The sequence below is a fragment of the Gammaproteobacteria bacterium genome (genome assembly GCA_035279405.1).
GTDB lineage: Bacteria > Pseudomonadota > Gammaproteobacteria > Natronospirales > REEB76 > REEB76.
The window spans coordinates 40,986-55,823 of the sequence record DATEHU010000040.1 but is presented as its reverse complement, the minus strand read 5'-3'; the positions used below and the strand labels follow the sequence as shown (position 1 = coordinate 55,823).

The window sequence follows — 14,838 nt, the reverse complement described above, 5'->3', positions numbered from 1 at the left end:
AGGAATAGCCCGAAAGGGGTGCGGACAGGATGGCCGCACTCCCGCCGTCGGGCCAGGGATGGCCCGTCGGCGGGACTCCGCTGCGAACAAGGCGCGCAGGGTAGCCGCGCTTTGCGCGGCCCGCTCTCCGGGGGAATGGCTTTGGGCACTTTCGCCGAAACGAAAGTGCCCCGCCCGCGGGTGCGGGTACCCGCATCCAAAAACTCTACGGCCGGAGGCCACGCTAAATACCCTAAACTTACCCCATGCCTGAAAACGCAGCCGCCAACGACACCCCGAAGAAGCCCCTGATTCTCGTGGACGGTTCGTCGTATCTGTATCGCGCCTATTTCGCTCTGCCGCCGCTCAGCAATTCCAAAGGCGAACCCACCGGCGCGGTGCGCGGCGTTGCCGCCATGCTGAAGAAGCTGCTCGCGGACTACGCTCCCGAACGCCTGGCGGTGGTATTCGACGCGAGCGGCAAGACCTTCCGCGACGAGCTGTTCGCGGAGTACAAGGCCAACCGGCCCGCCATGCCGGACGACATGGTGGAGCAGATCGAGCCGCTGCATGCACTGGTCAAAGCCCTGGGTTTTCCGGTGCTGCAAATCCCCGGGGTCGAGGCTGATGATGTGATCGGAACGCTGGCCAAACAGGCCGCGGACGATCACCTGCCGGTGCTGATTTCCACCGGCGACAAGGATATGGGCCAGCTCGTGAATCCGCAGGTCACGCTGGTGAACACCATGACCGGCACCGTACTCGATCGCGAGGGCGTGAAGCAGAAATTCGGCGTGTGGCCGGAGCAGATCATCGATTATCTGGCGCTGGTGGGCGACAGTTCCGACAACATTCCCGGGGTCTCCGGCATCGGTCCCAAGACCGCCGCCCCGCTGCTCGAACATTTCGGCACACTCGAAAGCCTCTACGCGCGTCTGGACGAGGTACCGCAACTGGCGATCCGCGGCGCCAAACAGTTGCCGGAAAAATTACGCGCTCAGCACGAACAAGCGATGCTTTCCCGCCAACTGGCGGTGATTCGCTGCGACGTGGAACTTCCGGTGACGCTGGCCGACCTCGCGATGCGCGCACCCGACGCGGCTGCGTTGCGCGAGCTGTACACGCGGCTGGAATTCAAGACCTGGTTACGCGAACTGGACGGCGGCGAAACCAAACCGATGGAAGCGGCGCCTGTCCCTGTTGCCGCTGCATCCTCACCCCTCACTCCTCACGCCTCGCCCGAGCCCAGCTATGAAACGATTCTGGATGAGACCGCTTTGGACAAATGGATAGCCAAGCTCGAATCCGCGGAGCTTTTCGCTGTCGACACCGAAACCACCGGCCTCGATTACATGCAGGCGCGCATCGTCGGCGTGTCGTTTGCGGTCAAAAGCGGCGAGGCCGCCTACCTGCCGCTCGCGCACCGCTATGCGGACGTGCCGCCGCAACTGGACCGCGAACGCACGCTGCAGCGCCTCAAACCGCTGCTGGAAAGCGCTGCACATGCCAAGCTCGGCCACCACATCAAATATGACGCTCACGTGCTCGCCAATCACGGCATCGCGCTGGCCGGAATCAAATACGATTCGATGCTGGAATCGTACGTGCTCGACAGCGTGGCAAGCCAGCACAACATGGACGCGCTCGCGGAAAAGTACCTGAACTACAAGACTATTCACTACGAAGACGTGGCCGGCAAGGGCGCGAAGCAAATCGGCTTCGAGCAGGTGCGCATCGAGGAAGCCACGCGTTACTCCGCCGAGGACGCGGACGTGACCCTGCGCCTGCACGCGACCCTATGGCCGCGGTTGCGCGCCGTGCCCGCGCTCAAGCGCGTGTTCGAAGACATCGAGATGCCGCTGGTGCCAGTGCTGCTCGCCATGGAAAACCACGGCGTGCTGCTGGACAGCGCCATGCTCAGGCAACAGAGCAGCGAGATCACCGCCAGCCTGCGCAAACTTGAACTGCGCGCCCATGAACTCGCCGGCCAGCCCTTCAACCTGGACTCGCCCAAGCAGTTGCAGAGCGTACTGTTCGAGAAAATGCAGTTGCCAGTGATGCGCAAGACGCCGGGCGGCCAGCCGTCCACGGCCGAGGACGTGCTGGAGGAACTGGCGGCAGGCTACGAGCTGCCGAAAGTGATTGTCGATTACCGCGCGTTGAGCAAGCTCAAGTCCACGTACACCGATAAGCTTCCGACGCAGGTGAATCCCCAGACAGGACGCGTGCACACCAGCTATCACCAAGCCGTCGCGGCCACCGGGCGCCTGTCCTCCATGGATCCGAATCTGCAGAACATCCCAGTGCGCACTGCCGAAGGCCGGCGCATCCGGCAGGCGTTCATCGCGCCGCCGGGAAACTGCATCGTATCCGCCGATTACTCGCAGATCGAACTGCGCATCATGGCGCACCTCTCGGGCGACGCCGGTCTCATGGCGGCCTTCGAGCAGGGCATGGACATCCATCGCACCACGGCGGCCGAAGTCTTCGGGTTGAAATTGGAGGAGGTCAGCGACGAGCGCCGCCGCGCCGCCAAGGCCATCAATTTCGGTCTCATCTATGGCATGTCCGCCTTCGGCCTGGCCAAACAGCTCGGCATCGAGCGCGGTGCGGCCCAGGATTACGTGGACCTGTACTTTGCGCGTTATCCCGGTGTTAAGCAGTTCATGGACAAAACACGCGCAGTGGCGCGCGAGCAGGGCTATGTGGAAACTGTATTCGGCCGGCGCCTGTACCTGCCCGAGATCCGCGCCAAGAATCCGCAGCTGCGCCAGTACGCCGAACGCAGCGCCATCAACGCGCCCATGCAGGGCACTGCCGCCGACATCATCAAGCGCGCAATGATTGCGGTACACCGCTGGCTGGGAGAGCAGCGCGTGCCGGCGAAGATGATCATGCAGGTGCACGATGAACTGGTATTCGAAGTTGAAGACCCCGCGCTCAATGACGTGCAACGCGAGGTGCCGCGTCTCATGAGCGGCGCGGCGGAGCTCAAGGTGCCCTTGGTGGTGGACATCGGTTCAGGCGCGAACTGGGATGAAGCCCACTAAATGGAAACGTTCCTTATCTCCTCTCCCCTCGGGGAGAGGCTGGATGAGGGGGTGTCTTCTGTTACTACATTTCGCTTCGCCTATGGCGGGATGAGAGAAAATTATTTTGTCAATTCAGCAAGTTAGTGCTGATTTAAAATGTCACGTACCCGCGGAACTTTTCCCCGGGCCAAGGCTCCAATCCTTCGAGCGCCGCAATAGCGCTCACTCCTGCTCACCTCCCTGAGCGGGAAAAGCCATCCGGTCTCCCCAAGCCGGGTGAAGCGTTTAACCCCGGTGTTTTACCCCTTTGGCACCGGGGTTTCTTTTGCCTGCGTTTTGCCGCGGCTTGCGGCGCTCATGCGTGGAGTGGATTTCCGGGCTTGGTGTAGAATCGCGCCTTCCTTGCGGCGCACTGCACGCGGACTCCCGGCCCGCAAGACTGCCTTGGCCCATGTGCCGTCCGCCGCTTTGCCGTCAGGAGCCTTGCGCATGAACAAATGGGTATTGATGTTGGCCACCGCAGCCGCGGTGGCGGTGGCCGCCAACGCCGGCGCCGCCAGCGATCAAAGCGCGGTCCCCGGAAACGCGGCCGCCGGCCAGGCCAAGTCCGCCACTTGCGCCGCCTGCCACGGCGCCGACGGCAATAGCGTGAGCTCGCAATTCCCCAAGCTTGCCGGCCAGAATGCAGACTACATCGTGCGCGAACTGCAGCGCTTCAAATCAGGCGAGCGCAGAAACCCGATCATGCAGCCCATGGCTGCGCCGTTGAGCACGCAGGACATGGAAGACCTGGCTGCCTGGTTTTCCAGCCAGACGGTCAAACCCGGTGAGGCCGACCCCAGCCTGGTGAAGACCGGCGAAGCGGTGTACCGCGGCGGCGATGCCGCATCCGGAGTGCCGGCCTGCCTCGCCTGCCACGGTCCGGATGGCGCCGGCAACCCGCCGATGAAAATCCCGCAACTATCGGGTCAGCACGCCGAATACGTGGTGAGCCAGCTGCAAGCCTTCGCCAACGGCAGCCGCCAATCTCCGATGATGGATACCATTGCCGCGCGGCTCACGCCGGCGCAGATGCAGGCGGTGGCCAGTTACATCCAGGGCCTGCACTACGCGCCCATCCAGCCGTGAACTTGCAGCCGCGTGCACGTTCACAATGGCTGTGCGTTATCCTGAATTCCAGAGGAACGTGAACAGAGACACGGTAAGCAAACTGTGCGCGGCCGGCGCGCTGCTAATGTGCTGCGTCTTTGCCGGAACGGCTTTCGCGGCCAGCGCGGCACCGGCCTACCGGGAGGGCGTGAATTACATCCCGGTGATGCCGGCCCAGCCCGTGAATGTGAATCCCGGCCAGGTCGAGGTGCTGGAATTTTTCTGGTACGGCAGTCCGCAGTGCTTCGCGCTCGAACCGTACCTGGACGCATGGCAGAAAAGCCTGCCGGCAAACATAGTACTGACGCGCGTGCCGGCCACGCTGAATCCCCAGTGGGACGTCGCGGCGCGCGCCTATTACGTGGCCGTACAGCTGGGTATCGCGGACCGGGCCAATGCGCTGATCTACGCGGCCATGCATGTCCAGCACCTGAGTCTCGGCACGCAAAGCGATTTTCAGCGCCTGTTCGCCAGCCAGCTCGATGTGAGCGCGCAACAGTTCAACACCACGTGGAATTCGCTGCAGGTGGCCGCACGCCTCGCGCAGGCCAAGGTTCTGGCGCAACGCTACGGCGTCACCAACCTGCCGGCACTCACGGTGGACGGCAAGTGGCTGACCGGTGCGGGCTACCATTTGAGCGCCGCACAGATCGTGCCGGCGGTGGGCTGGCTGGTGCAGCAGGACGAGAGCGCGCTGGCGGCGAGTGTGCAACAGTAAATGCGGATTTGTGATCCGCGATGGCGCGGAAGATACAGGAGAGTCACAGTGAAAATATCAAAAACCCTGACTGCCGCCGCGCTGGCGGCCGGCCTGCTGATTTTCGGCGCCAGCGCCCTGGCGGCCGGCAAGTTTCAGGAAGGCGTGAACTACGTGCCGGTATCGCCGGCCCAGCCGACCACGGTTGCACCCGGTCAGATCGAAGTTATCGAGTTCTTCTGGTACGGCTGCCCGCACTGCTTCGCCTACGAGCCTTACGTGGATGCCTGGCTCAAGCACAAGCCCGCGAACGTAGTGTTCAAACTCATTCCGGCAGCCTGGACCGGCGGCGAACACATGGACATCGATGCACGCGCCTATTACACCGCACAGGCCTTGGGACTGGAGCCGAAAATCCACAACCCGTTGTTCAACGCCATTCACGTGGACAACCGTTTTGACCTGACCCAGAGTCAGTCGGCTTTGCAGGGGTTCTTCGCCAAGTACGGCGTGAGCAAACAGCAGTTCAATGCCACCTGGAACTCGTTCGGCGTCAATCTCAAAATGAACCAGGCGCTGCAGACCATCACCCGCTACGGCATCCAGGGCGTGCCCACGTTCGTGGTCAACGGCAAATGGATGACCGGTGCCGGCTATCAGATGCCGCCGCAGCAGGCGATGCAATGCGTGGATTTTCTGATACAGCAGGAACAAGCGGCACTGAAGAAATAGCCGCTCCTAACTCTGGCCGCCACGCGGCCAGAGCCCGCCGCGCGCGATGAGGGCCACGAACGCAGGCTGGGTTATCCGACGACCAGACGGTCTGCTTTCATCAGTTCCCACTGCCGCTCGTACTCCATGATCCGGGCTACGCTCTCGACAAATGTTTCGTCGTGGCCGAATCGCAACAGCAGGTAAAGCCCCGTTTCCAGCCCGGAGGAGATTCCCCCGGCTGTGATCACGCGGCCTTGGTCAACGATGCGGTGACGGTCTATGGAACACTTCGGCGCAATCCGGGCCAAGCGGTCAATCGGGATGATCTTCTCGGATGGATCTCCATTCTTGCGGCTGGTCGCCTTGAGGCCGTCCAAGATACCCGCCTTGCCATAGATCCACGAACCGGTACACACGCTCACCAGGCAGGTTTTTTCGGGCAACGCGCGCACGAACCCTAGCAGGCGTGCGTTGTGCATCTCGCGTCGCGTGCCGATGCCACCGGGGATCAGAAAAGCATCCATATCGGGGTGATCGTCGAGCCCGTAGCGCGGCGTCACCTGCAGTCCCGCGGTGGCTTGCACGCACTTGGCGGTGTCGCCGACCAAAAAGACATCCAGCTCGGGGTCCATGCGCTGCGCTACCGCGAAGACGCCAAACGGGGCCGTGAAATCAACGACCTCCACTCCATCGAAAACGTAGATTCCCAAACGCTTGCTCATGCTGCTCTCCTCGGCGCCGGACAGGCGGCGCGGCGATGACGGATTGCGCCAACGTCAGACTCGCCAAGGCACTCTGACGCGGGTCGGGAACGGGATAGTCACGCCGGGTGGCGGACGCATTCGTGCAGCTAATGTATACTCCCATTAGCTACCCGTCTACCGGCCGCCAATGGTGAGCTCGCACCCATGATCGCCACATCCCGTTTTCCGCTGCTGGGAGAGCCGCTCGTGGTCGACTTGGTGAACACCCGGGTACGCCGCAACGGCGTTGCTGCGGACTTGCTGGACAAGCCTGCCGCATTGACCGCTTGGCTGCGCGCCGAGCACGCGCGTCTCGCCTGGACCGGCACGGCTGACGCGGCCGACCTCGAAGCCGTGCGCACGCTGCGTGACGCTATTGGGCATTTGCTGCGCGCCAAACGCGAGCACACGCAGCCACCGTCAGCCGCCTTGGGCAAGGTGAACCGAGCTTTGGCGAATCCGGCGGCCCGGTCCCGTCTGACATGGAATGCAGCAGGCCCGCGCTCGACTCCGCCGACACGCCGGTCGAGACGCGGCGCGTTGTTGCGCGCGCTGGCAGCGGACGCGGTAGCCCTGCTAACGGATCCGCAGGCTGATCACTTGCGTAAATGCGCGCATCCGGACTGCATATTGCAGTTTGTGGCACGCAACCCACGGCGCCGCTGGTGTTCCGATGCGTTGTGCGGCAACCGCGCGCGCGTGGCGAGACACTATCTGCGCCGGCACGCAGCGCGCTGATGCACACGCTGACGAATCCGTTACCACCCGTACAAGTGGCCCCCCCGCGCTGGATGCTGGCAGTCATCTGCAGCGCGGCCTTCCTGGTATTCGTGCAGACCTTCATGGTGGCACCGTTGATACCGCAACTGTCGGTCGTGTTTCACAGCGCGACGGCGTGGGTGGCCTTGGCGGTGCCGGCGTACGTTATCCCGCAGGGACTGGCGACGTTGTGGGTCGGGCCACTCTCGGACCGGCTAGGCCGGCGCGCAGTGATATTCGGTTCGCTATTTGTTTTCATTACGTTCACTGCGGCCACCGCCACCGCCCGTCACGTCGGTGCGTTCATCGCGTGGCGCATCGTCACCGGTGTGAGTGCGGCCGGCGTCGTACCCATTTGCCTCACGCTGATCGGCGATGTGGTGCCGTTCGAGAGGCGCGGTCGCGCGGTCGGCTGGCTGTTCGGGTCCATCGCGGGCGGGACCGCGACCGGCGCTGTCGTAGGGGCGCTGCTGGAGCCCGTGCTGGGCTGGCGCAGCTTGTTTCTCGGCGTAGCCGCGTTGTGTGCCTTGATAGTCGTGCTTGCATCGGTCACTGGTGCGTTTCCAAGGCTGATCCGTCCGCGCGTCAGGGCGACGTGGTTGGCCGTTATGCACGGTTACACGGAGCTGTTGTCTCAGGCACGCGCGCAGCGGACCTACGGCTATGTACTGCTCAACGCGGTTCTGCAATCAGGCGTATTCACGTGGCTGGGTGTGTATCTCCACCAGCGATTCGGGATGGACGAGGCCGGCATTGGTCTGATGTTGCTGGGCTACGGCGTGCCCGGCTTGCTGTTCGGTCCGGTGATCGGAAAGCTAGCAGATCGCTACGGCCGCGCAAAGATCGTTCCCGCTGGGGTAGCCCTGACTGGCGTGTGCGCACTGCTGCTCGCACTGCCATTGTCACTGGGCGCAACGCGGGTCGCCATCGTGCTGCTGTCGCTGGGTTTTGATTTGACCCACCCGCAGTTAGCGGCGATTGCCACCGACCTGCGCGGCGGCGGCAGGGGCCAGGCAGTAGCGTTGATGGCGTTCTCACTGTTCATCGGGTTCGGCGTCGGCAGCTTGTTGTTCCAGGCGGCCTTGATGCTCAGGTTTACCGGCGCACTCGTTCTATTCGGCGCTGTTGCGTTGGCCGCTGCGGGTACCGCCGTTATACTGTTTCGCAGGGAACGGCCGCGGACGGTATAGTCGGTGTGAACGTCACGGCCGGCAATCCGGCTTTGCGACGGTCAGAAATCGCGGCCGTGACGGATTCATCCCGGCTTTACCTCTACCCCTGCCACCAACACGCCCGCCGTACAAAACTGGCGCGGGCACGTGGTGTCACGGAAGTATTCGCCGTTAACGTGACGGCTCCCCCCGTTGACCCGCACTGCCGCCCGGCAGTAATGTGCGCCGCCCCTGTGCGCCAAATCTGGACCGCGGCTCCCGCCAATGCAAGCGGCGACGGGGGCTGATACCGAAGTTTCAAGCGCTGTGAGTGGCGAATTCGATTGATGGGAAACGCCGTGCAGCGACACACTGCCCGAATGACTTCGACATGAGCCTGAATAACGTTCCGGAACGCGTCGCTGCCCTGCGTATCGTGATGCACCAGCGCAAGGTATCCGCCTGCATCATTCCCACCGCCGATCCGCATCTTTCCGAGTATCTGCCGGCGCACTGGAAAGCACGCGAGTGGCTCTCGGGTTTCACCGGTTCGGCGGGGACGCTGATCGTCACTGCGGATTTCGCCGGGCTGTGGACCGACTCGCGCTATTTTTCCCAGGCTGAGCGGCAACTCGCGGGCAGCGGCATCGAACTCGTGCGCCTCGTCATTCCCGATCCGCTGGAATGGATCGAGTCGCTCGGCACGCGCCTCGCCAAGGGCGCCATGGCCGCCTGCGCGCCCGACATGCTGTCGCTCGCTCAGGAACGCGCCGTGCGCGCGCGGCTCGGGCAGTGCGGCGCGCGCCTGAACTTGGAAGATATGACCGCAGGCCTGTGGAAAGAACGGCCGCCGCTGCCCACGGCTCGGATCTTCGAACATGCGCCGGAATATGCCCTGCGCACGCGCACGGAAAAGCTGGACACAATTCGGGTTGTCATGCGCGCGGCCAGCGCCACCCATCATCTGGTGTCGGCGCTGGATGAAATTGCCTGGGTGCTCAACCTGCGCGGCAGCGACATCGAATACAACCCGGTGTTTCTGGCGTATCTGCTGATCGCTGAACGCGATGCGACCCTGTTCGTGGATGCCGCCAGATTGGACCCCGCTCTGCAGCGGCAACTGCAGCGGGACGGCGTGAACATCGCGCCGTACGCCGCCATTGGTCGCGCGCTCGGCGAGCTGCCGAAAGATGCCAAACTGCTGCTGGACCCGGCGCACACGGCCGCGGAAACGGCCGGCGCGATTCCTCACGGCATCATCCTTGAACAATCCCCGGGCCCGATCACGACCGCGAAGGCAGTCAAGAATGAAGGCGAACTCGAGCGTGTGCACGCGGCCATGCGACATGACGGCGTGGCCTTGGTCGAGGCCGCACATTGGCTCGAAGCCGCGCTGGCACGCGGTGAACGACTCGCGGAACTCGATGTGGACGCCAAGTTGCGCGCACTGCGTGCGGCGCAGCCCGGATTCGTGAGCGAGAGCTTCGCAACCATTGCCGGTTACCAAGCCAATGCCGCGCTGCCGCATTACCGTGCGACTGCCGCAGCGCACGCCGAATTGCATCCGCGCGGCATGTTGCTGATTGATTCCGGCGCGCAATATCTCGGCGGCACCACCGGCATCACGCGCGTGTGGGCGCTCGGTGAAACCACGGCCGAGCAGCGCCGCGACGTGACCCTGGTGTTGAAGGGCGTGATCGCGCTATCACGCGCAAAGTTTCCGCACGGCGCTTCCGGCCAACAGATCGACGCGCTCGCGCGCGCACCGATCTGGGCCGCGGGGATGGACTACGGCCACGGTACCGGTCATGGCGTGGGCTACTGCCTGAACGTGCACGAAGGCCCGCAGGCGATACGCCCGCCGCGTTCGCTGCCGTTGGTGGCGCTGGAAGCGGGCATGATCACCTCCATCGAACCAGGCATTTACAAGCCCGGACGGCATGGAGTGCGTATCGAAAACCTGGTCGCGACCGTGCCCGCCGGCGGCGGGGAGTTCGGCGAATTCCTGGCATTCGAGACCCTGACGCTGTGCCCGATTGATAGCCGCCTGCTGGAACCCGCGCTGCTCGATGCGGTCGAAATCGCCTGGCTGGATGCCTATCACGCCAAGGTGCGTGAGCGGCTTTTGCCGCTGCTCGCGGACGGCGGCGACCGGGCTTGGCTCGAGGCGCGCTGCGCGCCGCTGGCCGCTGCGACCGCCCACGGATAACGCGGGCTGCGGCCGCGCGCCGCCTGATTCGCGACGCTGGGCCGAATCGGCCCGGTTGTGAGCGGCGGGCGCTGTCAACAACCTGCCGCCTGCGGCGTTAGCAGTCACTCACGAACGACGGAATTTACCGGGAGCAAGATCATGCGGCGCCTGCGGCTCAGGGTGGATGAAACGCTCCGGCAGTTCCGATAGACTTCCGCCCCCCCAAGGAACGGCACCCCCCTTTTATGTCACCCTTTGACTCGATGGCCGAGGCAAGCGGTGCCGAGTCGCTGGCTCAGCACCACATGCACCTCATGCCCTGGGACGGGCTGTATCGGGCGGCCATTCTGCTGGGTCTGGCGGTCACGCTTTACCTGAGCCTGCGCTGGGCGCTGTTCCAACCGCTGCTGCATGCCGCCGAGACACATCATTGGACGCGCTTTATCGTGCACCCCAGCCTGCTGTGGATGTGCATGGGGCTGCTCATGCTGCTGTTCCGCACGCTGCTGTGGTTCCGCTACCGGTTGCCGCCGGTCGCCGGCTTTGCCGACGCGCCGCCGCTCACCGTCATCATCCCGGCCTACAACGAGGGGCCGATGGTGGCGCAATCCATAGATTCGGTGGCCGCGGCACGTTACCCGCCCGGCCAGCTCGAAATTTTCGTGGTGGACGACGGCAGCCGCGACGACACTTGGGAGCATATCGAAGCCGCCGCGCGGCGCCATCCGGGGCTGGTGACGACGCTGCGCTTTGCCGTGAACCGCGGCAAACGCGCGGCGCTGGAAGCCGGTTTCCGCCACGCGCGCGGCGAAGTCATCGTCACCATTGACTCCGACAGCGTCATCGAGCGCGGCACGCTGCTCGCCATGGCCGGACCGTTCCGTGATCCCAAAGTCGGCGCGGTGGCCGGCAAAGTCACGGTCTATAACCGCGGCGATGGCCTGATTCCGCGCATGCTCAAAGTGCGCTACGCGCTGTCGTTCGATTACCTGCGCGCGGTGCAGTCCACGTACGGTACCGTGTACTGCTGCCCGGGAGCGCTTGCCGGCTACCGCGCGAGCACGGTGCGCGCGGTGCTCGACGATTGGGTAAAGCAGAAGTTCATGGGCGTGGCCTGCACCTACGGCGAGGACCGCTCCATGACCAACTACATCCTCGACCAGGGATATGACACCGTGTACCAGCGCGCCGCAGTGGTGCACACCGTGGTGCCGCACAGTTACGCGAAACTCTGCAAGATGTTTCTGCGCTGGGATCGCAGCTACATCCGCGAGGAAGTGCGTTTCGCCAGCATCGTGTGGAAACGCCCGCCGGCCGCGCGCGCCATCGCCGTCGCCGACGCCGTCGTGACCAATTTGCGCTATCCCATCAGTTGGGCGGCGCTCGGCCTGCTGGCGGTGATCTTCGTCTGGGATCCCACGCTGCTGTTGCGCTTCCTGTACGTCATCGGGCTGGTGGCCGCGTTCAACATGCTGTATTACCTGCGCAGCGAGCGTTCCTGGGATTTCATCTACGGGATTTTCTATTCCTATTACTCTGCGTTCGCGCTGTTCTGGATCTTCCCTTACGCCGTCATCACGGTGCGCGCAAAGTCCTGGCTCACGCGCTGATTCTGAGGGGCACCTTCGCGGTGCGCCGACACGCCTTATTTCCTTTCCAGACCCCGGCGCGCAAGCGTAAACAGCATGATTGTGTCACCCGGACTTGTGTCAGGGCGTCTGCTTTTTGACGGCCAAGTTTATATGGGTGCTATCTGGGGTCTTGGCGCAACTTAGCCCAGACGCATGCATCCTCGAATTTGTTCCATTTCATTACTCGCTGGCGCAGGCATCCCTCGCGGGCGAACCCAAGACGATTCAGCACTTTCCCCGATGCGGGGTTGCGCCTCATGTGATACGCACACACCCTGTTCAGTTCCAATCCCTCGAATGCGAGCACGAGCATGGCTCTTCCCGCTTCAGTGACATAACCACGACCTGTGTGCCCGGAATCGAGCCAGAAGCTCAGCTCCGTCTGCCGATGCTCCCAGTCGATGTCTTTGAGCGCGATATAGCCGACGAAATTATCCGTGTCGCTGCGTAGCGCCATGGCGTAATGGAACCCGCGGCGGGTCGCGAAGTCCCCCAAAAAACCCGTGATGGCGGAACTCGCTTGTTCCGTTGAATACGGGTGTGGCACTGAAATCATCGTGTCCGAGATGTTCCGGTTGCCAGCAAGTTGCGCCAGTCTCGACGCATCGACTTGTACGAAGCTCCGGAGAGTTAACCGTTCGGTATTGAGGAATTGTGATGTGGAAATCATTGTCTTTTGGTGACAGAAGGTATGGCAAGAAATGCAACGACTCAGGGCCACTTCCCTAGAAACTCTTGCCAAGCTCCACAAACCACTCACGGCCGTCACCGGGGAAATAGCGGTAATTGCCGAAGCTGTAATCGGCACGCTCGGCATAGGCCTTGTTGGTGAGATTGGTCACGCGCAGCGCCAGCGACCAGCCGCCCGCCAGTTGCTGCGCGCCGCGCAGATTCAGCAGGTCCTGACCGCCGTAACGATGCTGGTTGTACTCGTCGAGGAAATAGCCGCCCACGTGCGTCCAGGCCAGTTCCAGTTGCGTACAGTCCGCGGGTTGCCAGCGCAAACGCACGCTGCCCACGCTGCGCGGCGCGTATTTCACGTCGTTGCCGTAGGCGATGAAATTGCCCTGGTTGAGCGTGGCGGAGAACGCATAGCGATGTAATGCATACGTGCCGTCCGCGAGCAACTGCCAGTGCGCGTCCAGACGCCAGGCAAATGAAAACTCCAGACCCTGAGAGCGGATGCGGCCGTTGCTCACGATGAAGCCGTTGGAATCACGGAAGATGTAGTGGTCTTTGAGCATGTAGTAGGCATCCGCATCCCAGGTCCACGGGCCGGAAACTCCGCGCCAGCCAAACTCGAACGAATTGAGCGTCACGGAATTCAGGTCCGCGACATCCTGGCCGCGCTGCAACTCGTACAGCTCCGAGACCTGCGGCGCACGTGCCCCGCGTCCGACGTTCAGGTAAACGGTCTGCTGCGGACTCGCGAGCCAGCTCACGCCGAACTTCGGCAGCACGTTCACGAACTGGTCGCTGCGATCCGCCGGCCGGTTGTATAGACAGCCGCCGAAACCACAGGGCGTTCCGTCCGGCTGCGCGTTTCCGGCCGGTAGAAAATTTTCGTAGCTGTAGCGCGCGCCTTCGACGCGCACCCCGCCTGAGAACAACCACTGCGGACTCCAGTAATGCGCGATATCCGCATACGCGGCGAGAGTGCGGCTGTCGGCAGCGTAATCGTAGTGCAGGCCCTGCGGCCGGATGTCGGCCTGGGCTGGCGGCATGTTGGTGATCGCCGCCGGCTGGTACTGGCTTGAGCGGCCGTGGGCATATTCCGCGTCCGTGCCATAGATCACCGAGGTGTCCGCCGACAGCTGCGCGCGCAGTTTGACGAGCACGCCGCCGCTGTTGGCCGCCGTGGTCTCGATCGGTTCGCCGGGCAGGAAATGCTGGGTGAAGCTCGTCCAGTTGTGACGCGCGTAGGGCGTGATGTCCAACTCGCGCGTGGTGGACAGATTCACCTGCCATTTCTGCAACAGGCGCAGGTTCTGCGACTTGCGGAATGCACCGGATGTGGGATTGGAATAGCGCAGCGCGGGGTTTTCGTAGGCATCCAGGCCGTAAATGTAACCCGCCGTTTGCTGGTCGAGGTTGGTGGCTTCCACCAGGGTTTCGCGGCTGAGCGCACCGGTATCGTGATCCAGACGCAGCGTGAGCTTTTGCTGGTCATAACCGGAATCGGCGCGAAAGCCGCTGTCGTGCGCCGCATTGGCACCGACGCGGTAACCGTCCGTGCCGCTCCAGTGGCCCGCGCTGGCCTCTGCGCGCGTGTAGTCATTTGTGCCACGCTCCAAGCTCGCGCTTGTCTGCGGTTGGTACTGCGGCCCGCGTGTCAGCACGTTAACGATGCCGTTCAAGGCATTCGAGCCGTACAGCACCGAACCCGGACCGCGCACCACTTCCACCGCCGCGGCCTGTTCGGTGTTGATCTCGAAGAGCGCGTTTACGTCGCAGAAACCCGCGGGCTGGATGGGCACGGAATCTTCGAGGAACAGGAACGCGCCGCAGGCGCCGCTGCCGGTCAGGAGCGGCGAGCGGATCGAGACCAGGCTCTCCTGCCCGCTGCCCTCGGTCACCCAGGCGCCGGGTACATTGTAGAAAATCTGCGCCGGATGGGTTTCGCCAATCAGCGCAAGCGTCTGTCCGTTCACCAGCGCGGTGTTGCCGGGCAGAATCTGCAACGGCACTGGTGCGCCGGTATCGGTCACCACGACCGGCCCAAGCTGCACGGGGTCGTCGGCGCGCGCCGTCTGTGCGAAGCCAATCAGCAAACACAGGCACGCCGCACAGGC

Annotated in this window: 11 protein-coding genes; 8 read left to right on the top strand and 3 right to left on the bottom strand. The window is 63.4% G+C overall.

Going from position 1 to position 14,838, the window contains the following annotated elements; all coding sequences use genetic code 11:
• Window positions 1–245 precede the first annotated feature (245 nt).
• The 4 genes from polA (at window position 246) to VJR90_09405 (ending at window position 5,589) form a co-directional block, all read left to right on the top strand.
• Complete coding sequence (gene polA, locus VJR90_09420) at window positions 246–3,029, top strand: DNA polymerase I (protein ID HKV97694.1); 2,784 nt, start codon at window positions 246–248, stop codon at window positions 3,027–3,029.
• Window positions 3,030–3,500: 471 nt separating this feature from the next.
• Window positions 3,501–4,139, top strand: coding sequence for a c-type cytochrome (locus VJR90_09415; GenBank protein HKV97693.1), 639 nt, complete (start codon window positions 3,501–3,503; stop codon window positions 4,137–4,139).
• A 58-nt stretch (window positions 4,140–4,197) separates the two neighbouring features.
• On the top strand, window positions 4,198–4,878 hold the full coding sequence (locus VJR90_09410; GenBank protein HKV97692.1) for a thiol:disulfide interchange protein DsbA/DsbL: 681 nt from the start codon (window positions 4,198–4,200) through the stop codon (window positions 4,876–4,878).
• 48 nt (window positions 4,879–4,926) lie between these two features.
• A complete protein-coding gene (locus tag VJR90_09405) occupies window positions 4,927–5,589 on the top strand; it encodes a thiol:disulfide interchange protein DsbA/DsbL (protein ID HKV97691.1) in 663 nt (220 codons plus the stop codon).
• Between the two features lie 71 nt (window positions 5,590–5,660).
• Here VJR90_09405 and VJR90_09400 read toward each other — a convergent pair whose 3' ends face one another.
• Window positions 5,661–6,293: a DJ-1/PfpI family protein gene (locus VJR90_09400; GenBank protein ID HKV97690.1), complete on the bottom strand. Its 633-nt coding sequence runs from the start codon at window positions 6,291–6,293 to the stop codon at window positions 5,661–5,663.
• Window positions 6,294–6,479: 186 nt separating this feature from the next.
• Between VJR90_09400 and VJR90_09395 the strand changes: the two genes are divergently transcribed.
• From VJR90_09395 to VJR90_09380, 4 genes are all read left to right on the top strand, one after another.
• Window positions 6,480–7,052, top strand: a complete 573-nt coding sequence (locus VJR90_09395; protein HKV97689.1) for an ABATE domain-containing protein — start codon at window positions 6,480–6,482, stop codon at window positions 7,050–7,052.
• On the top strand, window positions 7,052–8,263 hold the full coding sequence (locus tag VJR90_09390; GenBank protein ID HKV97688.1) for an MFS transporter: 1,212 nt from the start codon (window positions 7,052–7,054) through the stop codon (window positions 8,261–8,263). Before VJR90_09395 ends, VJR90_09390 begins: the two co-directional genes overlap by 1 nt.
• Before the next feature lie 352 nt (window positions 8,264–8,615).
• A complete protein-coding gene (locus tag VJR90_09385) occupies window positions 8,616–10,433 on the top strand; it encodes an aminopeptidase P family protein (protein HKV97687.1) in 1,818 nt (605 codons plus the stop codon).
• Between the two features lie 227 nt (window positions 10,434–10,660).
• Entirely contained in the window at window positions 10,661–12,025 is a 1,365-nt protein-coding gene (locus VJR90_09380) for a glycosyltransferase (GenBank protein HKV97686.1), read from the top strand.
• A gap of 139 nt (window positions 12,026–12,164) precedes the next feature.
• Here the strand turns inward: VJR90_09380 and VJR90_09375 are convergent, their stop codons facing one another.
• Both VJR90_09375 and VJR90_09370 read right to left on the bottom strand, forming a co-directional pair.
• Window positions 12,165–12,716: a GNAT family N-acetyltransferase gene (locus tag VJR90_09375; protein ID HKV97685.1), complete on the bottom strand. Its 552-nt coding sequence runs from the start codon at window positions 12,714–12,716 to the stop codon at window positions 12,165–12,167.
• A gap of 55 nt (window positions 12,717–12,771) precedes the next feature.
• The gene (locus VJR90_09370; GenBank protein ID HKV97684.1) at window positions 12,772–14,817 is read right to left on the bottom strand and encodes a TonB-dependent receptor; all 2,046 of its coding nucleotides are present in this window, start codon (window positions 14,815–14,817) and stop codon (window positions 12,772–12,774) included.
• Window positions 14,818–14,838: the final 21 nt, after the last annotated feature.

What these genes read in the sequence shown, in the direction of transcription:
- polA (HKV97694.1), top strand. Translation starts at nt 246, where the DNA reads ATGCCTGAAAACGCAGCCGCCAACGACACCCCGAAGAAGCCCCTGATT.
- VJR90_09415 (HKV97693.1), top strand. Translation starts at nt 3,501, where the DNA reads ATGAACAAATGGGTATTGATGTTGGCCACCGCAGCCGCGGTGGCGGTG.
- VJR90_09400 (HKV97690.1), bottom strand. Translation starts at nt 6,293, where the DNA reads ATGAGCAAGCGTTTGGGAATCTACGTTTTCGATGGAGTGGAGGTCGTT.
- VJR90_09395 (HKV97689.1), top strand. Translation starts at nt 6,480, where the DNA reads ATGATCGCCACATCCCGTTTTCCGCTGCTGGGAGAGCCGCTCGTGGTC.
- VJR90_09390 (HKV97688.1), top strand. Translation starts at nt 7,052, where the DNA reads ATGCACACGCTGACGAATCCGTTACCACCCGTACAAGTGGCCCCCCCG.
- VJR90_09385 (HKV97687.1), top strand. Translation starts at nt 8,616, where the DNA reads ATGAGCCTGAATAACGTTCCGGAACGCGTCGCTGCCCTGCGTATCGTG.
- VJR90_09380 (HKV97686.1), top strand. Translation starts at nt 10,661, where the DNA reads ATGTCACCCTTTGACTCGATGGCCGAGGCAAGCGGTGCCGAGTCGCTG.
- VJR90_09375 (HKV97685.1), bottom strand. Translation starts at nt 12,716, where the DNA reads ATGATTTCCACATCACAATTCCTCAATACCGAACGGTTAACTCTCCGG.